The organism is Nonomuraea sp. NPDC050153 (genome assembly GCF_044460125.1).
Classification (GTDB): Bacteria; Actinomycetota; Actinomycetes; order Streptosporangiales; family Streptosporangiaceae; genus Nonomuraea.
Map to the genome: position 1 here is coordinate 144,675 of NZ_JBITJQ010000001.1, position 22,902 is coordinate 167,576.

Here is a 22,902-nt window from a genome sequence, read left to right on the forward strand (position 1 = left end):
AATGGGCACAGCATCTTGATCAGTGTGCCGACGAAGGAGGCACAATGATCATTAAGAATGTCAGGATCCTGGGCGGGGAGCCCGTCGACATCCGGGTCGCCGACGGGCTGATCGCCGAGATCGGGCCGGGCCTGGAGGGGCCCGAGACCGTCGACGGCGGCGGCGCGATCGCGCTGCCCGGCCTCGTGGACCTGCACACGCACCTGCGCGAGCCCGGCCGCGAGGACGCCGAGACCGTGCAGACCGGCACGCAGTCGGCCGCCCGGGGCGGATACACCGCCGTGCACGCCATGGCCAACACCTCGCCGGTCGCCGACACCGCGGGGGTCGTCGAGCAGGTGTGGCGGCTCGGGCGGGAGTTCGCGCACTGCGACGTCCACCCCGTCGGCGCCGTCACCGTCGGCCTGGAGGGCAAGCAGCTCGCCGAGCTGGGCGCGATGGCCGACTCGGCCGCCCGCGTGCGGGTCTTCTCCGACGACGGCAAGTGCGTCGACGACGCCGTGCTGATGCGCCGCGCCCTGGAGTACGTCAAGGCGTTCGACGGCGTCATCGCCCAGCACGCCCAGGAGCCCAGGCTCACCGCCGAGGCCCAGATGAACGAGGGCGTGGTCTCCGGCAGGCTCGGCCTGACCGGCTGGCCCGCGGTCGCCGAGGAGGCGATCATCGCCCGCGACTGCCTGCTGGCCGCCCACGTCGGCTCCAGGCTGCACATCTGCCACGTCTCCACGGCCGGCTCGGTCGAGATCATCCGCTGGGCCAAGTCCAAGGGCTGGAACGTCACCTGCGAGGTCACCCCGCACCACCTCCTGCTCACCGACGACCTCGTCGAGGAGTCCCCGGTGGGCGCGTACAACCCGATCTACAAGGTCAACCCGCCGCTGCGCACCCGCGCCGACGTCGAGGCGCTGCGGGCCGCGCTGGCCGACGGCACGATCGACATCGTCGCCACCGACCACGCCCCCCACCCGGTCGAGGACAAGGAGACCGAGTGGTCGGCCGCGGCCATGGGCATGGTGGGCCTGGAGACGGCGCTCAGCGTGGTCCAGGAGGCCATGGTCGAGACCGGGCTGCTCGGCTGGGCGGGCGTCGCCCAGCGCATGTCCGTCGTCCCGGCCCGCATCGGCCGTCTCGGCGGCCAGGGCCAGCCGCTCGAAGTGGGCGCCCCGGCCAACATCACGCTGTACGACCCGTCCGTGCGCACCGAGGTGGATCCGTCCGCATTCGCGTCGAAGAGCAGGAACACCCCCTACGAGGGGATGACGCTGCCCGGCCGGGTGGTGGCCACGTTCCTGCGCGGCAGGGCGACCGTTCTCGAAGGGAAGCTGGTTTGAACACATCGGTGCTCGTCCTGGAAGACGGCCGCGTCTTCCAGGGACGTCCGTACGGCGCCGAGGGCGAGACGTTCGGCGAGATGGTCTTCAACACCGGCATGACCGGCTACCAGGAGACCCTCACGGACCCGTCCTACCATCGGCAGATCGTCGCCATGACGGCGCCCCACATCGGCAACACCGGCGTCAACGACGAGGACCCGGAGTCCGGGCGCGTCTGGGTCGCCGGCTACGTCGTGCGCGAGCCGTCCAGGGTCGTCTCCAGCTGGCGGGCCAACCGCTCGCTCGACGACTACCTCAAGGAGCAGGGCGTCGTCGGGATCGCCATCTCCGGCACCCGCGCGCTCACCCGCCACCTGCGCGAGCGCGGCGCCATGCGCGCCGGCATCTTCACCGCGCCCACCGCGCCGGTCGAGGAGCTGGTCGAGCGCGTGCGGCAGTCGCCCCGTATGGAGGGCGCCGACCTGGCCGCCGAGGTGGCCACCACCGAGCCGTACGTGGTGCCGGCGATCGGGGCCAAGCGCTTCACCGTGGCCGCCGTGGACCTCGGCATCAAGGGCATGACCCCGCACCGGATGGCCGAGCGCGGCTGCGAGGTGCACGTGCTGCCCGCGACGGCCACCTACGAGCAGATCATGGCCGTCGGCCCGGACGGGGTGTTCTTCTCCAACGGGCCCGGCGACCCCGCCACGGCCGACGTGAGCGCGCTGCGGGGCGTCCTGGAGGCCGGGGTCCCGTTCTTCGGGATCTGCTTCGGCAACCAGCTCTTCGGGCGGGCCCTGGGCCTGTCCACCTACAAGCTGCGCTACGGGCACCGGGGCGTCAACCAGCCCGTCCAGGACATGCGCACCGGCAAGGTCGAGATCTCGGCGCACAACCACGGGTTCGCCGTGGAGGCGCCGCTCGACGGGCCGTTCGACACCCCGTACGGTCGGGCCGAGGTCAGCCACGTCAACCTCAACGACCGCTGCGTGGAGGGGCTGCGCCTGCTCGACGGGCGGGCCTTCAGCGTCCAGTACCATCCCGAGGCCGCCGCGGGGCCCCACGACGCGGCCTACCTGTTCGACGAGTTCTGTGAGGTCATGAGCCGTGCCCAAGCGTGAGGACATCAGGTCCGTGCTGGTGATCGGCTCGGGGCCGATCGTGATCGGACAGGCGTGCGAGTTCGACTACTCGGGCACCCAGGCGTGCCGCGTGCTGCGGGCCGAGGGTTTCCGTGTCGTCCTGGTCAACAGCAACCCTGCGACGATCATGACGGACCCCGAGTTCGCCGACGCCACGTACGTCGAGCCGATCACCCCCGAGTTCGTCGAGAAGATCATCGCCAAGGAGCGGCCCGACGCGCTGCTGCCGACCCTGGGCGGGCAGACCGCGCTCAACACCGCGGTCGCGCTGCACGAGTCGGGCGTGCTGGAGAAGTACGGCGTCGAGCTGATCGGCGCGGACTTCGACGCGATCCAGGCGGGGGAGAACCGCGAGCGGTTCAAGGAGATCGTCGCCAAGGTCGCCCGCGAGCGCGGGCTCAACGCGGAGTCGGCCAGGTCGGCCATCTGCCACACGATGGAGGAGTGCCTGGCCGCCGCGGGCGAGCTGGGCTACCCGGTCGTGGTCCGGCCGTCGTTCACCATGGGCGGGGCCGGGTCCGGGTTCGCCTACGACGAGGCCGACCTGCGGCGCATCGCCGGGTCCGGGCTCGACGCCTCTCCGACCACCGAGGTGCTCCTGGAGGAGTCGATCCTCGGCTGGAAGGAGTACGAGCTGGAGGTCATGCGCGACAAGCACGACAACGTCGTCATCGTCTGCTCCATCGAGAACATCGACCCGATGGGCGTCCACACCGGCGACAGCGTCACCGTCGCGCCCGCGCTGACCCTGACCGACCGCGAATACCAGAACATGCGCGACGTCGCCATCGCGGTCATCCGCGAGGTCGGCGTCGACACCGGGGGCTGCAACATCCAGTTCGCGGTCGACCCGCGCACCGGCCGCATGATCGTCATCGAGATGAACCCGCGCGTGTCGCGCTCCTCGGCGCTGGCCTCCAAGGCCACCGGGTTCCCGATCGCGAAGATCGCGGCCAAGCTGGCCATCGGCTACACGCTCGACGAGATCCCCAACGACATCACCAAGGAGACCCCGGCCTCCTTCGAGCCGACGCTCGACTACATCGTGGTGAAGGTGCCGAGGTTCGCGTTCGAGAAGTTCCGGGGCGCCGACCAGACGCTCACCACGCACATGAAGTCCGTGGGCGAGGCCATGGCCATCGGCCGCTCCTTCCCCGAGGCGCTGCAGAAGGCGCTGCGGTCGCTGGAGAAGAAGGAGTCGTCCTTCACCTGGGCGGGCTCGCCCGGCGACAAGGCCGAGCTGCTCGACCGCTGCCGCACGCCGCACGACGGGCGGCTGCGCACGATGCAGCAGGCCATCAGGGCCGGCGCCACGCCCGAGGAGGTGTTCGAGGCGACCAGCGTCGACCCGTGGTTCGTCGACCAGCTCTTCCTGCTCCACGAGGAGGCCGGGGAGGTCGCCGCGGCCGTCGAGCTGACCGCCGAGGTGCTCGAGCGGGCCAAGCGGCACGGGTTCAGCGACGCGCAGATCGGCGAGATCCGCGGCATCGACGAGGCCCGGGTCCGCGACCTGCGCCACGCGCTGGGGCTGCGCCCGGTCTACAACACCGTCGACACCTGCGCCGCCGAGTTCGCCGCGAGGACGCCGTACCTCTACTCGACCTACGACGAGGAGAACGAGGTCCCCGAGGGCGAGCGCGAGAAGGTCATCATCCTCGGCTCCGGGCCCAACCGCATCGGGCAGGGCATCGAGTTCGACTACGCGTGCGTGCACGCCTCGTTCGAGCTGTCCAGGGCCGGGTTCGAGACCGTCATGGTCAACTGCAACCCGGAGACCGTCTCGACCGACTACGACACCTCCGACCGGCTCTACTTCGAGCCGCTCACGCTGGAGGACGTCCTGGAGGTCGTCTACGCCGAGCAGCAGACGGGCCCGGTCGCGGGCGTGATCGTGCAGCTCGGCGGCCAGACGCCGCTGGGGCTGGCGCAGGCGCTCAAGGACGCGGGCGTGCCCGTGGTGGGCACCTCGCCGGAGTCGATCCACCTGGCCGAGGAGCGTGGCGCGTTCGGGCGGGTGCTGGCCGAGGCTGGCCTGCCCGCGCCCAAGCACGGCACCGCCCTCACCGTCGCCGAGGCCCGGGAGATCGCCGAGGAGATCGGCTACCCTGTGCTCGTCCGGCCGTCCTACGTGCTCGGCGGCGCCGGCATGGCCATCGTGTACGACGACGACACGCTGACGACGTACATGGCGGCCCAGGAGGGCGGCCACCCGGTGCTGGTGGACAAGTTCCTGGACGAGGCCATCGAGATCGACGTCGACGCCCTGTACGACGGGTCGGAGCTCTACCTGGGCGGCGTCATGGAGCACATCGAGGAGGCCGGCATCCACTCCGGCGACTCGGCGTGCGCGCTGCCGCCCATCACGCTCGGCAGCCACGACATCAAGCGCATCCGCGCCGCCACCGAGGCCATCGCCGCGGGGGTGGGCGTGCGCGGGCTGCTGAACGTCCAGTACGCGATGTCGGCCGGCGTCCTGTACGTCCTGGAGGCCAACCCGCGGGCCAGCCGCACCGTCCCGTTCGTGTCCAAGGCGACGGGGGCGCCGCTGGCCAAGGCGGCGGCCCGGGTGATGCTCGGCGCGTCGATCGCCTCGCTCCGCGAGGAGGGCATGCTGCCCGCGACCGGCGACGGCGGGACGCTGCCGATGGACGCCTCCATCGCGGTCAAGGAGGCGGTGCTGCCGTTCAACCGCTTCCGGGGCGTGGACATCGTGCTGGGGCCGGAGATGCGCTCCACGGGCGAGGTCATGGGCATCGACAAGTTCTTCGGGATCGCGTACGCCAAGTCCCAGGCGGGCGCCTACGGCGAGCTGCCGACCAAGGGACGCGCGTTCGTGTCCGTGGCCAACCGGGACAAGCGTGCCATGATCTTCCCTGTGAAGGCCCTGGCGGATCTCGGATTCGAGATCCTGGCCACCGAGGGGACCGCCGAGGTGCTGCGCCGCAACGGCGTCCATGCCAAGATCGTGCGAAAGCAGAGCGAGGGGACGGGTCCCGGAGGTGAGCCCACGAGCGTGCAGGCCATTCTGGACGGCGAGGTCGACCTGATCGTCAACACGCCCTTCGGCAGCCCTGGGCAGTCCGGGCCGCGGCTCGACGGCTACGAGATCCGCACCGCCGCGGTGCTGCGCGGCATCCCGTGCATCACCACGGTCTCAGGGCTCGCCGCGGCGGCGGCGGGCATCCAGGCGATCGTCCGCGGCGACGTCGGCGTACGGTCGCTCCAGGAGCACGCACAGGCACTCCGGGGCTGACCCCGCACAGGAGGTGAAGACGTCTGGCCGGCACTCCGGTGCAGGTGACGGGCACGGTGCTGACCACGCGCCGGGTCGACGCCTACCATGCGCTGACGGTGGTGGCGCCCGGCATCGCCGAGCGCTACCGCCCCGGTCACTTCGTCTCCGTGGCGGTCGGCGGGGCCCACACGTCGATGGTGACCCGCCGCGCGCTGTCCATCCATGACGTCAAGGCCGACTACGGCGGCACGGTCGAGCTGGTCTTCACCGCCCAGGGCCCCGGCACGGCCTGGCTGGCCGAGCGGCGCGCCCGCGACACGCTCGACCTGGTCGGGCCGCTCGGCCGGCCCTTTCCGCTGCCGCGCGACCCGGCGCACTGCGTGCTCGTCGGCTCCGAGTACGGCTCCGCGGTGCTGTTCCCGCTGGCCGACGCGCTGCTGGCGCGGGGCTGCCGGGTCGACTTCGTGCTGGGCGGCACCGGGGCCGAGCGGGTGTTCGGCGCCATGCGGGCCCGCCGGATCGCCGAGACCACCACGCTGACCACCGAGGACGGCTCGCTCGGGCTTCGCGGCAAGGTCACCGACGCGCTACCCTCGGTGATCGCCGACGCGCGGGCCGACGCGGTCTACGCCTGCGCGCCGATGGAGACGCTGCGGGCGGTGACGGCGGTGGCGATGGAGTTCGACATCCCGGTGCAGGTGGCCGTCGAGGAGTCGATGGCCTGCGGCATCGGGGTGTGCATGACGTGCGTGCTGCCCGTCATCGGGGACGACGGGGTGACCAGGATGGTGCGGGCGTGCGCTGAAGGGCCGGTGTTCCGGGGGGAGCGAGTGCGTTTCGAGGACGTGGGAACGATCCCGTTCGACGCGCTCGGCGCCCCCGGAGGCGGTGCACGACATGTCAGTTGATATGCGGACATTTCTGGCGCATATGGAGCTCGCGAACCCGATCACCACGGCCGCCGGATGCGCCGCTTCGGGGCGGGAGCTGGCCCAGTTCTTCGACCTGCACCGGCTCGGGGCGCTGACCACCCGCTCGATCACCATGGCGCCGCGCGCCGGGCGGCCCACGCCGCGCATGGCCGAGACGCCCTCGGGCATGCTCAACGCCGTCGGCCTGCAGGGGCCCGGCATCGACGCGTTCCTGGAGCGCGAGCTGCCCTGGCTCGCGCAGCGGGGCATCAAGACCATCGTCTCGATCGGCGGCGGCACCGTCGCCGAATACTCCGAGCTGGCCCGCCGGCTCGCCGACGCGCCCGGGGTCACCGCGCTGGAGGTCAACCTCTCCTGCCCGAACATCGAGGACCGCGGCCGCGTCTTCGCCCGCGAGGGCAGCGCCGCGGCCGAGGTGATCGCCTCGGTGCGCTCCATCATGCGTTACGACGTGCCGGTCGTGGCCAAGCTGGCCCCCGACGTGGCCGACATCGTGTCGGTGGCGCGCGCCTGCGTGGACGCCGGGGCCGACGCGCTGTCCATGATCAACAATCCGCTGGGCATGGCCATCGACACCGAGGCGCTGCGGCCCTCGCTCGCCGCCGTGACCGGAGGGCTGTCGGGGCCCGCGATCCTGCCGCTCGCCGTACGGTGCGTGTGGCAGGTCCACGCCGCCCTGCCCGGGGTGCCCCTCATCGGCATCGGCGGCGTGATGAGCGGCAGGGACGCCTTCCAGCTGGTCCTGGCGGGCGCCTGCGTGGTCGGAGTGGGCACGGCGCTGTTCCACGACCCCTATGCCTGCCTGCGCATCGAACGCGAGCTTGAGGACCTTCTGAGGGCCCGCGGCTTCCAGCGCCTGGCCGACGCCGTCGGCCTCGCCCACCGCCCGCCGGGGAGCGCCCCGCGCCACCTGCTCGTCGACTCCGAAGAGAGCACCCCGTGACCACTGCCCGTCTTAACGAGGAGAGCAAGTCTTGACTCCCGCGCCCCTGTTGACCCCCGCGCCCATCGCCGTCGCCCTCGACGCCCCCGACCTGGAGACCGCCGCCCAGTGGGCGGCCCTGGTGACGCCGCACGTCAGCACGGTCAAAGTGGGCCTGGAGCTCTACCTCCGCTACGGCCCCGACGTGATCGCCTCGGTGCGGGGCGCCAGCGGCGTCCAGGTGTTCCTCGACCTCAAGCTCCACGACATCCCGAACACCGTCGCCGGCGCCTCCCGCGCCGTCTCCCGCCTGCGCCCGGCCATCCTCACCGTTCACGCCGCCGGGGGCCCCGCCATGATCCGCGCCGCCGTCGAGGCCGCGGACCCGCAGACCAAGATCGCCGCAGTGACGATCCTGACCTCGCTGTCGGAGGCCGACCTGGCGCGGATCGGGCTCGTGGGGCCCGCCGACGACGCCGTACGCCGCCTGGCCGCCCTGTCGGTGGAGTCGGGGGCCACGGGGCTGGTGTGCTCGCCCCACGAGGTGTCCGCGGTGCGGGCGGAGGTGGGGGAGGGGATCACGCTCATCACGCCGGGCGTGCGGCCCACGGGGGCCGACACGCAGGACCAGGCGCGGGTCGCCACGCCCGAACAGGCCCTCGCCGACGGCGCCGACCTCCTGGTCATCGGCCGCCCCATCACTGCGTCCCCCGACCCGGGCGCCGCCGCGGCCGCCATCGCCGCGTCTCTCCGCCGCGCGTCATGACCCCCCTCTGACCCGCCGATCAACTCCCGTCCTCTACGACTACGCACGGTGGGGCGGGTGCCGTTCATCTCACGGCCCCGCGCCGCTCAAGCCGTTCATTCTTTACGGCTGCGCACGGTGGGCCGCACGCGCCGACGCTCGTTGCCGTCTGTCATGGCCGGTCGTGAAGGCTCACGGGCTGGTCGCCGTGACGACGCGCACTCTTGACCGGCTCCGTGGCCCATCGCCGGCCCATCGCGCCCGCGACCTCAGCCCGCCCCCGGCTGCGCTGCCACAGCGCCCTGCGCGGCGGTCGATCCCATGGCGCGGTTGACCCTGCGGCGCGGCCGGCTCCGTGGCGCGGTCGGCGTCGTGCCGCCGCCGTCTCCGGTGCGGGCCCATGGCGCGGTCAAGTGCCGGGTGTGAGGCTCGCGTTGCCCGTGGGGTGGCCGTTGCCCTGGCGGCCGGATGTCCGGTCGTTCGGGTGGGGCCGGTTTTCCGGGCGCGGTGGGTGGGCGTCCGGGGTGTGATCCGCGGGCTCGGATCGGTGGCGGGGTCCCTTGGCGCGGGGGTGCCGTCCGGAGGGGTGGGCGGCAGGGTTTTGATCATGGTGCGCCAGGGGTGCCTTGCAAGATCATAATGCATCCGCGGTGGCCTGCGCACGCGATCTTCGGAATGGGTTTCGGCCCTGGTCTGGGCAGCATTACGGACATCGGCGGGTGGCTGGAATGCGATCATCGTTGCGTTTCGCGACACCGTCGCGCCCTGACGGGCGAACCGGGAAGTGAGGGCGATTTGATCAGCACAATGTGATTTTACAATCACGCAGAGTGATGAAGTGGATTTTGTGAGGAGAGAAACGGCGCTTGACGTTGCTTAGGGGGCGATGACCAGCTAGTTTCCCTTCCCGTCCGAGTACATCGACAGAAATTCGAGGTGACCCGGCGTGGCTCTTCCTCCACTGACCCCTGAGCAGCGCGCCGCAGCCCTGGAGAAGGCTGCCAAGGCCCGTAAAGAGCGTGCCGAGGTCAAGAACCGGCTCAAGCATGGCGCGGTTTCTCTGGCTGAGGTGCTCAAGGATGGGCAGACCGACGACGTCATCGGCAAGATGAAGGTGTCGGCTCTGTTGGAATCGCTCCCCGGCGTCGGCAAGGTCCGCGCCAAGCAGCTCATGGAGCGGCTTGCCATCGCCGAGTCCCGCCGCGTGCGGGGTCTCGGCGCGAACCAGAGGGCCTCCCTCGAGCGCGAGTTCGGTGGCAACGAGAGCTAATCTCTGTTCCACAAGAAAGCGCAGGTTCAACGGGGGGTAGGAAAGTGACCGACGGGTCCTGGTCCGGAGAAGTCAGTGCCTATCAGGCATTCGGACCCGGAGCGGAGGTCGGATTCTTGCCCTTGAGCGAACGGCGGCTGACGGTCCTTTCGGGGCCGTCGGGCGTCGGCAAGTCCACGGTCGTCGCCGAGCTCCGGCGGGCACACCCCGCGGTGTGGCTGTCGGTCTCGGTGACCACCAGGAGGCCCCGTCCCGGTGAGGTGAACGGGGTCCACTACTACTTCGCCGACGGCGAGGAGTTCGACCGGCTCGTGACGGCCGGTGAGCTGCTCGAATGGGCGGAGTTCGCGGGAAACCGCTACGGCACGCCGCGCGAGCCGGTGCTGAAGAAGCTCGCCGAGGGCGTGCCCACCCTGCTCGAGATCGACCTCGAAGGCGCCAGGCAGGTGCGCAGGAGCATGCCGGAGGCCCTGCTGGTGTTCCTGGCCCCGCCCACCTGGGAGGAGCTGGAGAAGCGGCTGCGCGGCCGCGGCACCGAGCCTGAGGACGTCATCGCGCGCCGCCTGGAGGCGGGGCGGGTCGAGATGGCCGCGGAGCAGGAGTTCGACCTGACACTCGTGAACACGAGCGTCCAAGAAGTGTGCCGCCGGCTGATAGCCTTGATGACTGACCCTCAGGGGGTCACGACAACCATCAACCGAGAGGTCTGACAATCGTGGCAGGCACCACCCCGGCCGCGGAGGGCATCACCAACCCGCCGATCGACGCGCTGCTCGACATCGTCGACAGCAAATACTCCCTGGTGATCATGGGCGCCAAGCGCGCTCGCCAGATCAACGCTTACTACTCCCAGCTCGGCGAGGGCCTGCTGGAGTACGTCGGCCCGCTGGTCGAGACGCACGCGCAGGAGAAGCCGCTGTCCATCGCGCTGCGCGAGGTCTCCGAGGGCCTGCTCAACGCCGAGCCCATCGAAGGCGCGGTCTGACGCCTTCGATGAAGGTCGTCCTGGGCGTCAGCGGCGGCATCGCCGCGTACAAGGCTTGCGAGCTGCTGCGCCTGTTCACCGAGTCGGGCCACGAGGTGCGGGTCGTGCCGACTCGCGAGGCGCTGAAGTTCGTGGGCGCGCCCACCTGGGCCGCCCTGTCCGGCAACCCCGTGTCGGCCGAGGTGTGGGACGACGTCCACGAGGTGCCCCACGTACGGATCGGCAAGCGGGCCGACCTCGTCGTGGTGGCGCCCGCGACCGCCGACGTGCTCGCCAGGGCGGCCCACGGGCTGGCCGGCGACCTGCTCACCAACACGCTGCTGACGGCCACCTGCCCGGTCGTGTTCGCGCCCGCGATGCACACCGAGATGTGGCAGCACCCCGCCACCCGCGCCAACGTCGCGACGCTGCGCGAGCGGGGCGCCGTCGTGATCGACCCCGCCGTCGGCCGCCTCACCGGCGCCGACACCGGCCCGGGGCGCCTGCCCGACCCCGCGGAGATCTTCGAGGTCTGCCTGCGCGTGCTGCGCGGCCGGCCCCGCGACCTGGCCGGGCGCAAGGTCGTCGTCTCCGCCGGGGGCACCCGGGAGCCCATCGACCCGGTCCGCTACCTCGGCAACCGCTCGTCGGGACGGCAGGGTTACGCGCTGGCCCGCACGGCGGTCGCCCGGGGGGCCGAGGTGACGCTGGTGGCGGCGAACGTCACGCTGCCCGACCCCGCCGGGGCCAAGGTCGTACGGGTGGAGTCGGCGACCGAGCTCCGTGAGGCGGTGCTGGCCGCCGCGGCCGACGCCGACGCGGTGGTCATGGCCGCCGCGGTGGCCGACTTCCGGCCCGCCGCGCGGCACGAGGCGAAGATCAAGAAGACGGACGGCGAGCCGGAGCCGATCTTCCTGGCCAAGAACCCCGACATCCTCGCCGAGCTCGGCACCATCCGCCGCGAGGCCCGCGAGGCCCGCGAGGCCCGCGAGGCCCGCGAGGCCCGCGAGGCCCGCGAGGCCCGCGAGGCCCGTGCCGCCGAGACGCGCGCGGCACGGCCCCTCCCGGCCGCCGCGAGCGCGAGCGGTGAGAGCACGGCCACGACGGCGACCGGCGAGGACGCTTCGGCGCCGCCGGCCGACGTAGCCGCCGGGCCGGAGCAGGATGACGGCGTGCCGCAGGCGTACCCGGAGGTGATCGTCGGGTTCGCGGCCGAGACGCACGACGTGCTCGCCAACGGCCAGGCCAAGCTCGCCCGCAAGGGGTGCGACCTGCTGGTCGTCAACCAGGTGGGGGAGGGGCTGGCGTTCGGCACGCCCGACAACGCGGCCACCGTGCTCGTGGCGGGCGGCGACCCGGTCGAGGTGCCGTTCGGGCCGAAGGAGGCCCTCGCCGACGTCGTGTGGGACCTCGTGGCGGCCCGCCTCGCCTAGCGCGCGGCCGCACGTGTCAGGAGTCCTGCCGGCGGGATCAGCACCCTGAGGACCTGGGCCTCACCTCGCCTATTGGACCGTTCAAATCGTGCAAGACCGATTACCCGATCACCTATTGCGACATCCCTATACGCCTGCGGATACTTGGGGCAAAGGGGGATGGAATGCCGGTGGGGTCTGCTGTCAGAGACCGTTGTAGAACATTGCTCGGCGACCAGGGGGAGATCCGCTACGTCTTCCCCGCGGCGTCCGTGGGACCGACGGGGACGGGGAATTTCCTGATCGTCGTCACCGCTTCCTCTATATCGGTGCTGGCCACCAGGACGCTCCGGAGCGATCGGCCGGTCGCGGTGTTCGCGGAGTTCCCGCGCTACACCAGGCTCGGCCCCATCCTGCCTGGACCGGTGATCGAGCTGGACTCGATGGTGTTCGAGTTCGATGAGGAGTACGCCGCGGTGGTGGCGGCCGCCGACGCGGAGATCTTCGCGCCGGAGACCCTGCCGCCCGATCCCTTGCCCGAGCTGTGATCCGAGCCGCAGGACGGATGGTTTCGCACCCTGGCGCCGGGTGGGGCTAGACTTCGGCGAGGCTCGGGCATGCCCATGCGTCCCGGGCCTTACATCCGTCAGCAGCCGCTGCATGAGGAGCCACTGAGTTGTCACGTCGCCTGTTCACCTCCGAGTCGGTCACCGAGGGCCACCCGGACAAGATCGCTGACCAGATCAGTGACGCGATTCTCGACGCCATGCTCAAGGACGACCCCAAGAGCCGGGTCGCCGTCGAGACGCTGATCACTACCGGCCAGGTCCATGTCGCAGGCGAGGTCACCACCGAGACCTACGTCGACATTCCGGCCCTCATCCGGGAGAAGATCCTCGAGATCGGCTACGACGCCTCCCACAAGGGCTTCGACGGAGCTTCGTGCGGCGTGTCGGTGTCCATCGGCGCCCAGTCCCCCGACATCGCCCAGGGCGTCAACGACGCCTACGAGAGCCGGGTCGACCAGGCCGAGGACGAGCTGGACCGCCAGGGCGCGGGCGACCAGGGGCTCATGTTCGGCTTCGCCTGCCGCGAGACCCCTGAGCTGATGCCGCTGCCGATCACCCTCGCCCACCGGCTGGCGCAGCGGCTGTCGGAGGTGCGCAAGAGCGGCACGGTGCCCTACCTCCGCCCCGACGGCAAGACCCAGGTGACGATCGAGTACGACGGCGACACGCCCGTCCGCCTCGACACCGTGGTGGTCTCCACGCAGCACGCGGCGGAGATCGACCTGCGCGAGATGCTGACGCCGGACATCAAGGAGCACGTGGTCGACCCCGTGCTGGCCGGCCTCGAGATCGACACCGAGGGCTACCGCCTGCTGGTCAACCCGACCGGCCGTTTCGAGATCGGCGGCCCCATGGGCGACGCCGGCCTGACCGGCCGCAAGATCATCATCGACACCTACGGCGGCATGGCCCGCCACGGTGGCGGCGCCTTCTCCGGAAAGGACCCGTCCAAGGTCGACCGCTCGGCCGCGTACGCGATGCGCTGGGTCGCCAAGAACGTCGTGGCCGCCGGTCTGGCCGACCGGTGCGAGGTCCAGGTCGCGTACGCGATCGGCAAGGCGCAGCCGGTGGGTCTGTTCGTGGAGTGCTTCGGCACCGAGAAGCTGCCGGTGGAGAAGATCCAGGACGCCGTCCTCCAGGTCTTCGACCTGCGCCCGGCCGCCATCATCCGCGACCTCGACCTGCTGCGCCCGATCTACTCGGAGACCGCCGCCTACGGTCACTTCGGCCGCGAGGGCTTCTCCTGGGAGTCCACGGACCGCGCCGAGGCGCTGCGGACCGCCGCCGGCCTCTGATCGGCCTCTGATCCACGCCGCCGTCTGAGCTCAAGGGGCGCCGCCTCGGTGCGCGGCGCCTCTGGGCGTGCCGGGGGACACGTCCGGAGCCGGTGAGCCGCCGTCCGGCCATCGGGGCGTGAGGTCGCACGGCGGGCTCGACGACGACCCGCCCGCCGCGCCACCGGAGTCCCGGACGGCTGGAGATCACGACCGCGGACACCCGCCCACCTGGGTGAACGCGGGCCTTCCGCGTGCCCGGGAAGCGTCGTCCCGGCAACAACTCCGCTCCCACTCGGTCACGGGGAACGGTCTGGTAGACGTTAAGCGTGACCGACTCCGACGACGCCCTTCTGCCGCTCGACGCCGTGCGGCCCCCAGCGTCGTCGAAGGACACCAAAGGGGCCCCCGCGCCCGCCCCCGAGCGCCCCGTGGCCAGGGTCGTGGTGGACAGCCCGCTGCCGCACCTCGACCGCCCCTTCGACTACCTGGTGCCCGACTCCATGCACGAGACGGCCGAGCCGGGCGTGCGGGTGCGGGTGCGGTTCGCGGGCAAGCTGGTCGACGCGTTCCTGCTGGAGCGGGCGGACGAGAGCGACCACGACGGCAGGCTCATGCCGCTCGAACGCGTGGTGTCCCCCGAGCGCGTCCTCACCCCCGAGATCGCCGGGCTGGCCAGGGCGGTCGCCGACCGGTACGCGGGCACCCTGACCGACGTGCTGCGCCTGGCCGTCCCGCCGCGCCACGCCAAGGCCGAGTCGGAGGAGCCCGCCAAGCAGGACCCGCCGCCCGCGGAGCCGTCCCAGACCGAAAGCGCATGGAACGCGTACCCGACCGGCCCCTCCTTCCTCGACGCGCTGCGCGACGGGCGCGCGCCCCGGGCCGTGTGGTCCGCCCTGCCGGGCGCCAGGGGATGGGCGGGGGCGACCGCCGAGGCGGTGCGGGCGACGCTGGACGGCGGCAGGGGAGCGGTCGTCGTGGTGCCCGACGGGAAGGACGTGGCGCTGGCCGACGGCGAGTTCGCCCGGGCGCTGGGGCCGGGCAGGCACGTGGCGCTCACCGCCGACCTCGGCCCGGCCGAGCGCTACCGCCGGTGGCTGAAGGTGCTGAGAGGCCAGGTGCGGGCCGTGGTCGGCACCCGGGCCGCGATGTTCGCCCCCGTCGCCGATCTCGGCCTGGTGGCCATCTGGGACGACGGCGACGACCTCCACGCCGAGCGCCTGGCCCCGTATCCGCACGCCCGCGAGGTCCTCGGCCTGCGCGCCCACCGGACCGGCGCCGCGATGCTCATCGGGGGATACGCGCGCACCGCCGAGGCCACCCAGCTCGTCGCCTCCGGCTGGGCCAGGCCGATCGCGGCGGCCCGCACGACGATCAGGGCCCTGGCCCCCCGGGTCCGCCCCGCGGGCGAGGACGCCGAGCTGGCCAAGGACCAGGCGGCCCGCCTGGCCAGGCTGCCCAGCCTCGCCTGGCGGGCCCTGCGCCACGGCCTGGAGAACGGGCCCGTGCTGGTGCAGGTGCCCAGACGCGGCTACCTGCCCGCCCTGGCCTGCCGGCACTGCCGCACTCCCGCCCGCTGCGTCCTGCCGCCCACCCGGAGGGTGGCGCTGCCGCCGGACCCGCGCACCGACTCGGCCATTCCGATTCAGGGCCCGATTCCGGGTCCGATTCAGGGCCCGACTCCGGGGGCGGCGGGGCCCGGTCACCTGTGCCACGGGCCGCTCGCCCTCCGGGGCGGTCACGCGGCCCCCTACTGCCGCTGGTGCGGCCGGGTGGACGCCGACTGGCGCTGCTCGTCCTGCGGCAGCCCGAGGCTCCGCGCCGTCGTCACCGGCGCCAGGCGCACGGCGGAGGAGCTCGGCAGGGCCTTCCCGTCCGTGCAGGTGCGCACCTCGGGCCGCGACGGCGTGCTGGCCACGGTCCCCGCCGCTCGCGCGCTGGTCGTCGCCACGCCGGGCGCCGAGCCCGTGGCGGAGGGCGGCTACGCGGCGGCGGTGCTGCTCGACGGCTGGGCGCTCCTCGGCCGGGCCGACCTGCGGGCCGCCGAGGAGGCGGTCCGCAGGTGGATGAACGCCGCCGCCCTGCTCCGCCCCGTCGCCGAGCTGGTGGTGCTCGGCGACGCCGCGCTGCCCGCCGTACAGGCCCTGCTGCGGTGGGACCCCGTCACCCACGCCGAGCGCGAGCTGGGCGACCGCGCCGAGCTGGGATTCCCGCCGGCGGTGCGGATGGCCACGCTGACCGGCGCGGCAAGCGCGGTCAGGCAGATGCTCGACGAGGTGCGCCTCCCGTCCGACGCCGAGGTGCTCGGCCCCGTCCCGGTGGACGAGTCCGGCCAGGAACGCGCCATGATCCGGGTACGGAGGTCCGGCGGGGCAGCCCTGGCGGCCGCGCTCAAAGGGGCCAGTGGGGTGCGCGCGGCGCGTAAGACGCCGGATGTCGTGAAGGTGAGTGTCGACCCACTCGACCTGATTTAGCCCGTTTCCCCGATTCGCTCATCTGAGGACCAGCCGTTAGCGTGCCCATGTGTCGATCGAATGGGTGAACCAGGCCATCGACGACCTGCGCGCTTGGGGGCACGCGCGGGAAGTCGAGGTGGACGCGGACGAGGTCCGCCTGCTCTGCGACTACGCCAGCGACTACCTCAACGTCAACGAACTGGGTGACTTCACCCCGGAGACCTTCGACGAGCTGCTGCTGTCCATCTACCCGCGCAAGGTCATCGCCCCGCCGGAGAGCGCTCCGGAGACCGTCGCCGCCGCGCGCACCCTCGTCGACTACCTCAGCGAGGCGGGCGCGGTGCCGGAGCCGACGGCGGTGCTCATGCGCGACAGGCTCGACGACATCGCGCCGCGCATGCCCGAGGCCCTCGCCGACCCCGCGAACTTCGGCATGGCCAAGAGCCTGTTCAGCTCCATCGGCCCCGAGTCGCTGGAGCAGGCGGTCGCCATCCCCTCCGGCGAGGTGCCCGACCTGGGCGAGGCGCCCTGCGACTGTCCCGGGTGCACGCCGCTGCCCGCCGCCCGGCTGGCCGCGCGGGAGGACCTCGTCGCGGCGCTGGAGAGCGTGCCGATGCTGGCCGAGGACCCGCTGCCCGACACCGGCGATCCGCTGGCGGGCTGGGCCGGGCGGGTCGCCCACCTGGCCGAGGCGGAGGACGGATACTACGACCTGTTCGACATGCTCTACCGGCTCCAGGTGCGGGTGCCCGTCACCGTGATCGGCGACTACCTCGACGAGATCGCCGAGGAGGGCGAGGCCGACCTGGGCGCCGCGCTCGACCGCCTGTCCTGGTGCGGCATGGTCCAGGTCACGGACGACACCGCGGAGCTCACCTCGCTGGCCGTCTGGGGGCTGCGCGAGCACTACCTGTCGCTCGGCCTCGACGCGCCCGAGGCCCCCGACCTGGCCGAGGCCGACGCGCTCGGGCTCATCGAGGGGCTGCTCGACGGTCTGCCCACCGAGCTCGCCGAGCAGGACATCAGCCGCTGGCTGAGCGGCAGGGAGCCCGGCGAGGCCGCCGCCGAGCTGCTGGCCGCCGCCTCCGGCGCGCCCGCCGTGGCCCGCGGCATCGCGATCACCATCGTCGACCGGCTGGGCGCCGAGGCCGAGCCCCACGTCCGCGACCAGCTCGACGACCAGGAGCTGCGCCCGCACGCCATCCACTGGCTGGCCGCCAGGGGGCTGCCCGCGCCGCAGCTCACCCAGGAGGAGCTGCTCTGGGTCAGCGTCGACATGCTGGCCCTCGCGATGCCCGCGGCCGAGGAGGATCCCGAGATCTTCGCCGAGAACATGGCCGCCTCGGGCCCGCCCGCCCATATGATCGAGGAGATGTGGCGGGTCGACCACCCCGACGTCGTGGAGGTCCTGGAGCTGCTGGGACGCTCCATCCCCGACGGCACGGTCGCGAAGGCGGCACGCAAGGCCGCTTTCAAAGCCCGGTCCCGCGCCATCCGTTGAGTACGCCCATGTGACTCCTGTGCAGTAAGTTTCGTGGGTGGCAAACAACGTCTTCGACCTCGCCGAGCTGCGCAAGCTGATCGATGAGCAGGCCGCCGTGCCCCCACGGCCTCCTGAGGAGACTCCCGTGGAGCACGAAGCGCTGACGTTCCCGCCGGTCCTGCCCGCGCCCGATGCCGAGCTGGCCGCGGCGGTGCCCGCGGTGCCGCTCGTCGCTGACGCCATCAGGCTCACCACGTGGACGGGCGACCGCGAGGTCACCCCGGAGGGGCACCTGACCGGGCCGGACGCCGAGGCCGCCGCCCGGGAGCTCGGCCTGCCCGCCGCCCGGCTGCGGCTGATCTGGATCGTCGCCGTCAACACCGGGCTGCTTCGGATCCTCGGTGGCCGCGCCTCGCGGGGCCCGCTGTCGATGCAGCTCACGGTGGAGGCCACGCTGGAGTTCTGGGACGGCGTGGTCATGGACGTGCTCGACCGCGCCGACGTGGGCCTGACCGGCTCGGCCGTGGTCGACGGGCACCTGGCCGAGATGCTCGCCACGATCTACTCCGTGCGCTCCGGCGTGGCCACCGCCAACCTCGCCAGGGGCATCCTCCAGTCCCACGAGGTCGCCTGCGCCCCCGGCCCCGTCGAGATGCGCCGGCTCGCCGCCGCGCTGCCCGCCGAGCTGCTGGAGGCGCTTTCGCTGCTGGCGTACTGCGGGCTCGTGGAGCAGACCGCGGCCGGCCGCACGGCGCTCACCCCGCTCGGCGTCTGGGCCATCCGGCGCGACCTGCTGCGCGAGGGCCACGACGCGCCGACGACGGCCGAGGTGGAGGTGTTCGCCGACCTGTCGGCGTCCGAGCTGGTGGAGGCGCTGGTCAAGGGTTCGGCGACGCAGAGCGCCGTCGCCGGGTGGCTGGAGCGCCGCGCGCCCGAGTCCGCGGCCCGCGACCTGATCGAGATCGCCGGGTCCGGCACGGCGGGCCAGCGCGGCGCGGTCGGGGCCATCCTCGAGGAGCTGGGCCCGGAGGCCGAGGGGCCCGTCAGGCGGGCGCTCGACCACCCGCTCATGCGCCGCTACGCCGCCTCCTGGCTGCACATCCGCGACCTGGAAGCCCCCACGCTCAGCCCCGAGGATCACACCTGGATCGCGGTCGACTCCCTGGCCGCCCTCATGCACCTGTCGGGCCCGGCCGCGGGCCGGCTCGACACGCCCGAGCCGGGGGAGGATCTGATCAAGCTGGTCGGCGAGATGCCCGCGGTCGACCACCCCGACACGATCGCCGTGCTCGACATGCTCGCCGCCGCCCACGACGACCAGGCCGTGGTCAAGGCGGCGCGCAAGGCGGCGATGAAGGCGCGGTCCCTGGAGAGCACTAAACTGGGGTGATCCACAGACGAGAAACGGAGTGACCCCTTGGCGATCCAGTCGATCCGACTGTTCGGAGACCCGGTGCTGCGCACCCCGGCGGCCCCGGTCGTCGACTTCGACAAGGAGCTCCGCAAGCTGGTCAAAGACCTCACCGACACGATGATGGACGCCCCGGGCGCCGGCCTGGCGGCCCCGCAGATCGGGGTCGGGCTGCGGGTGTTCACCTACTACGTGGACGAGCGGCTCGGCCACCTGATCAACCCCGACCTCGACCTGTCCCCGGAGCTGGACGAGGAGGGCGAGGAGGGCTGCCTGTCCTTCCCCGGCCTGTCCTACCCGACGCCGCGCGCCCTCCGCGCCGTGGCCAAGGGCTTCGACATGCACGGCGAGCCCGTCACGCTGGAGGGCACCGACCTGATGGCCCGCTGCTTCCAGCACGAGACCGACCACCTCGACGGCATCCTGTTCATCGACCGGATGGACCCCAAGCAGCGCAAGCTGGCCATGAAGGCCGTGCGCGAGGCCGAGTGGAGCGGCCTGTCCGCCCCTGTGATCAAGGTCTCGCCGCACGCCACCGGCGGAAGGGCGCTCTGAGAGCATGCGTCTCGTCTTCGCGGGCACGCCGGAGACGGCGCTGCCGTCGCTGCGGACCCTGATCGACTCGCCGCGCCACGAGGTCGTCGCGGTCGTCACCCGTCCCGACGCCCAGTCCGGCCGCGGGCGCAAGGTCCACCCCTCGCCGGTGGCCGAGCTCGCGGAGGAGGCGGGCATCGAGGTGCTCCGCCCGGCCAGGGCCGGCGACCCGGAGTTCCTCGACCGGTTGCGCGCCCTGGAGCCCGACTGCTGCCCGGTGGTCGCGTACGGGGCGCTGCTGCCGCAGTCGGCGCTGGACATCCCCCGGCACGGGTGGATCAACCTGCACTTCTCGATCCTGCCCGCCTGGCGCGGGGCCGCGCCCGTGCAGCACTCGATCCTGCACGGTGACGAGATCGGCGGGGCCTCGACGTTCCAGATCGTCAAGGAGCTGGACGCCGGGCCCGTCTATGGCGTGGTGACCGAGGCGATCCACCCGGACGACACGAGCGGGTCGCTGCTGGAGCGCCTGTCGGTGTCGGGGGCGGGGCTGCTGGCCGCCACCCTCGACGGTGTCGAGGACGGCACCCTGGAGGCCAGGCCGCAGCCCGCCGAAGGGGTGAGCCTCGCCCCCAAGATCACGGTGGTGGACGCCCGGGTCGACTGGGCCAGGCCCGCCATGGGCATCGACCGCCAGATCCGGGCCTGCACCCCGGCGCCCGGGGCGTGGAGCGAGTTCCGGGGGCAGCGGGTGAAGCTGGGGCCCGTGCGCGTCGTCCCCGGCGAGCGGCTGCCCGAGGGCGGGATCGCCGCCTCGAAGGCGAGAGTGCTGGTCGGCACGGCCACCGACGCGGTGGAGCTGGGTGAGGTGCAGCCGCAGGGCAAGCGGGTGATGGGGGCCGTGGAGTGGGCTCGCGGCGTTCGCCCCGAGGGCGACGAGGTCTTCAAGTGATGCGAGAGGCCGGTGCACGAGGCGTGAGGGAAGTCTGAGGGAATGAGGACGAGGGGGGACCAGGGCGCCGGCGGCAGGGGCGGCGGGAGCCGTACGCGCAGGCCGCCGAGACCGGCACGCGACCACGCCCGCAACGCCGCCTTCGACGTCGTGCGCGCGGTCGACGAGCGCGACGCGTACGCCAACCTGCTGCTGCCGCGGCTGCTTCGCGACCGCGGCATCAAGGGGCGCGACGCCGCGCTGGCGACCGAGCTGGCCTACGGGACGCTGCGCGGGCTCGGCACCTACGACGCCGTCATCGAGATGTGCAGCGACCGCGCGCCCGACCCCGACGTGCGCGACGCGCTGCGGCTGGGCGCGCACCAGCTCCTGCGCATGCGCGTCCCGCCGCACGCGGCCGTCGGCACCACCGTCGACCTCGTACGCCTGCGCATCGGCCAGGGGGCGGCCAAGTTCGCCAACGCGGTGCTGCGCAAGATCGGCTCCAGGACGCTGGAGGAATGGCTGCCCATCGTCGCGCCCGACCCGGCCGACGACCCGGTCGGCCACCTCGCGATCGCCTACGGCCATCCCCGCTGGATCGTCTCCGCCTTCCGCGACGCGCTCGGCAGGCCCGACGAGATGCCCGACCTGCTCGACGCCGACAACGCCCGCCCCCTGGTGACGCTGGTGGCGCGGCCGGGGCGCAGCTCGGTGGAGGAGCTGGAGGCCACGGGCGCCCTGCCCGCCCGCTACTCGCCGTACGCCGCCTACCTGCGCGAGGGCGACCCCGGCCAGATCGAGGCCGTGGCCGAGACGCGCGCCGCCGTCCAGGACGAGGCCAGCCAGCTGGTGGCGCTCGCCCTGACCCGCGTTCCCCTGGAGGGCGACGGGGACGAGGTGTGGCTCGACATGTGCGCGGGCCCCGGCGGCAAGGCGGGCCTGCTCGACGCCATCGCCACCCACGGGGACCTCGAGGGGCTGAGCCGGGAGGCCAGGGAGCGCGCCCACGGCCAGGCCCCCGGCGCCGGTCCGGCGGCCTTCCCCGGGGGCGCTCGGCTGGTGGCGGCCGACGTGCAGCAGCATCGGGCGCGGCTGGTCTGGCAGACGACCAGGGACGCGGTCGTGCTCACGGCGGACGGCACCGAGCCCGCGTGGCGGCCCGGGGCGTTCGACCGCGTGATGGTCGACGCCCCCTGCACGGGGCTGGGCGCGTTGCGGCGGCGGCCCGAGGCGCGCTGGCGCCGGGACCCGCACGGGATCGCGGACCTGGGCAAGCTGCAGCGGCGGCTGCTCGGCACCGCGCTCGACGCCGTGCGCCCAGGCGGCGTCGTCGCGTACGTCACGTGCTCGCCGCATCTGGCCGAGACCCGGGTCGTGGTCGGGGACATCCTGGCCCGCCGGGACGACGTCGAGCAGCTCGACGCCCGCGCCTACCTGCCCGAGGTCGACGACCTGGGCGACGGCCCGCACGTCCAGTTCTGGCCGCACCGGCACGGCACCGACGCCATGTTCCTGGCCCTGCTCCGCAAGCGCCGCTCGTGAGCGGTTCGCCGGGCCGGGTGGGCCGGGTGCGGGCCGTTCAATAGACTTGGGCAATCATGGCCGTACAGATCTCGCCCAGCATCCTCGCCGCCGACTTCGCCAGGCTCGCCGACGAGGCCGCCGCCGTGCCCAACGCCGACTGGCTGCACGTCGACGTCATGGACTACCACTTCGTGCCCAACCTCACCCTCGGGCTTCCCGTGGTCGAGGCGCTGCGCAAGGCGACCCCGACGCCGCTCGACTGCCACCTCATGATCGACGATCCCGACCGCTGGGCGCCGCAGTACGCCGAGGCGGGGGCGGGCAGCGTGACCATCCACGCCGAGGCGGCCAAGGGCCCGATCAGGACGCTGCGCGAGATCCGCTCGCTCGGCGCCAGGGCCGGTCTCGCGCTCAACCCGGCCACCCCCGTCGAGCCGTACGAAGACCTGCTGGCCGAGGTCGACATGCTCCTGCTGATGACGGTGGAGCCGGGCTTCGGCGGGCAGAAGTTCCTCGACGGGGTGCTGCCCAAGATCCGGCGGGCGCGGCAGATGATCGAGCGGCACGGCGGGCGCGTCTGGCTGCAGGTCGACGGGGGAGTCGACGCGGGCACGATCGAGCGGTGCGCGGACGCGGGCGCCGACGTGTTCGTGGCGGGCAGCGCCGTCTACGGGGCCTCCGACCCGAAGGCCGCCGTCGACGCGCTCCGGGCCGCTGCCGCGTTCAAAAGCGCATAAATCACCCATTGCCCGGGTAATTATTCACTTATGGGCGACCATGGG

The 22,902-nt window shown here is 72.6% G+C and carries 19 protein-coding genes; all 19 read left to right on the forward strand.

Annotated features, from left to right (window positions below):
• The first annotated feature begins 44 nt into the window (after positions 1-44).
• The 19 genes from ACIBQ1_RS00750 (at position 45) to rpe (ending at position 22,857) form a co-directional block, all read left to right on the forward strand.
• Positions 45-1,331, forward strand: coding sequence for a dihydroorotase (locus ACIBQ1_RS00750; protein ID WP_397273829.1), 1,287 nt, complete (start codon positions 45-47; stop codon positions 1,329-1,331).
• Complete coding sequence (gene carA, locus ACIBQ1_RS00755) at positions 1,328-2,434, forward strand: glutamine-hydrolyzing carbamoyl-phosphate synthase small subunit (RefSeq protein WP_397273830.1); 1,107 nt, start codon at positions 1,328-1,330, stop codon at positions 2,432-2,434. Before ACIBQ1_RS00750 ends, carA begins: the two co-directional genes overlap by 4 nt.
• The gene (carB, locus tag ACIBQ1_RS00760; protein ID WP_397273831.1) at positions 2,421-5,708 is read left to right on the forward strand and encodes a carbamoyl-phosphate synthase large subunit; all 3,288 of its coding nucleotides are present in this window, start codon (positions 2,421-2,423) and stop codon (positions 5,706-5,708) included. Before carA ends, carB begins: the two co-directional genes overlap by 14 nt.
• 38 nt (positions 5,709-5,746) lie before the next feature.
• Positions 5,747-6,598, forward strand: a complete 852-nt coding sequence (locus ACIBQ1_RS00765) for a dihydroorotate dehydrogenase electron transfer subunit (RefSeq protein WP_355365071.1) — start codon at positions 5,747-5,749, stop codon at positions 6,596-6,598.
• Positions 6,588-7,565, forward strand: a complete 978-nt coding sequence (locus ACIBQ1_RS00770; RefSeq protein WP_397273832.1) for a dihydroorotate dehydrogenase — start codon at positions 6,588-6,590, stop codon at positions 7,563-7,565. Before ACIBQ1_RS00765 ends, ACIBQ1_RS00770 begins: the two co-directional genes overlap by 11 nt.
• A gap of 49 nt (positions 7,566-7,614) precedes the next feature.
• On the forward strand, positions 7,615-8,310 hold the full coding sequence (gene pyrF, locus ACIBQ1_RS00775; protein WP_397274538.1) for an orotidine-5'-phosphate decarboxylase: 696 nt from the start codon (positions 7,615-7,617) through the stop codon (positions 8,308-8,310).
• A gap of 925 nt (positions 8,311-9,235) precedes the next feature.
• Positions 9,236-9,559: an integration host factor, actinobacterial type gene (gene mihF / locus ACIBQ1_RS00780; protein WP_020541698.1), complete on the forward strand. Its 324-nt coding sequence runs from the start codon at positions 9,236-9,238 to the stop codon at positions 9,557-9,559.
• Between the two features lie 116 nt (positions 9,560-9,675).
• Positions 9,676-10,269, forward strand: coding sequence for a guanylate kinase (gene gmk, locus ACIBQ1_RS00785; protein ID WP_397273833.1), 594 nt, complete (start codon positions 9,676-9,678; stop codon positions 10,267-10,269).
• 5 nt (positions 10,270-10,274) lie between these two features.
• Entirely contained in the window at positions 10,275-10,544 is a 270-nt protein-coding gene (rpoZ, locus tag ACIBQ1_RS00790) for a DNA-directed RNA polymerase subunit omega (RefSeq protein WP_043638590.1), read from the forward strand.
• A gap of 8 nt (positions 10,545-10,552) precedes the next feature.
• Positions 10,553-11,956: a bifunctional phosphopantothenoylcysteine decarboxylase/phosphopantothenate--cysteine ligase CoaBC gene (gene coaBC / locus ACIBQ1_RS00795; RefSeq protein WP_397273834.1), complete on the forward strand. Its 1,404-nt coding sequence runs from the start codon at positions 10,553-10,555 to the stop codon at positions 11,954-11,956.
• A 203-nt stretch (positions 11,957-12,159) separates the two neighbouring features.
• Positions 12,160-12,483: a hypothetical protein gene (locus ACIBQ1_RS00800; RefSeq protein ID WP_397273835.1), complete on the forward strand. Its 324-nt coding sequence runs from the start codon at positions 12,160-12,162 to the stop codon at positions 12,481-12,483.
• Positions 12,484-12,611: 128 nt separating this feature from the next.
• On the forward strand, positions 12,612-13,799 hold the full coding sequence (gene metK, locus ACIBQ1_RS00805) for a methionine adenosyltransferase (protein WP_397273837.1): 1,188 nt from the start codon (positions 12,612-12,614) through the stop codon (positions 13,797-13,799).
• Positions 13,800-14,107: 308 nt separating this feature from the next.
• Entirely contained in the window at positions 14,108-16,252 is a 2,145-nt protein-coding gene (locus ACIBQ1_RS00810; protein ID WP_397273838.1) for a primosomal protein N', read from the forward strand.
• A gap of 49 nt (positions 16,253-16,301) precedes the next feature.
• Positions 16,302-17,735 carry a hypothetical protein gene (locus ACIBQ1_RS00815; RefSeq protein WP_397273839.1) on the forward strand — a complete coding sequence of 478 codons (1,434 nt, stop codon included), beginning with the start codon at positions 16,302-16,304 and terminating at the stop codon, positions 17,733-17,735.
• Positions 17,736-17,772: 37 nt separating this feature from the next.
• Entirely contained in the window at positions 17,773-19,107 is a 1,335-nt protein-coding gene (locus ACIBQ1_RS00820; RefSeq protein WP_397273840.1) for a hypothetical protein, read from the forward strand.
• A gap of 27 nt (positions 19,108-19,134) precedes the next feature.
• Positions 19,135-19,683, forward strand: a complete 549-nt coding sequence (def, locus tag ACIBQ1_RS00825) for a peptide deformylase (protein WP_397273841.1) — start codon at positions 19,135-19,137, stop codon at positions 19,681-19,683.
• A gap of 4 nt (positions 19,684-19,687) precedes the next feature.
• Positions 19,688-20,614: a methionyl-tRNA formyltransferase gene (gene fmt, locus ACIBQ1_RS00830; RefSeq protein ID WP_397273842.1), complete on the forward strand. Its 927-nt coding sequence runs from the start codon at positions 19,688-19,690 to the stop codon at positions 20,612-20,614.
• A 42-nt stretch (positions 20,615-20,656) separates the two neighbouring features.
• Positions 20,657-22,138: an RsmB/NOP family class I SAM-dependent RNA methyltransferase gene (locus tag ACIBQ1_RS00835; RefSeq protein ID WP_397273843.1), complete on the forward strand. Its 1,482-nt coding sequence runs from the start codon at positions 20,657-20,659 to the stop codon at positions 22,136-22,138.
• Positions 22,139-22,194: 56 nt separating this feature from the next.
• Positions 22,195-22,857, forward strand: coding sequence for a ribulose-phosphate 3-epimerase (gene rpe, locus ACIBQ1_RS00840; protein WP_397273844.1), 663 nt, complete (start codon positions 22,195-22,197; stop codon positions 22,855-22,857).
• Positions 22,858-22,902 lie beyond the last annotated feature (45 nt).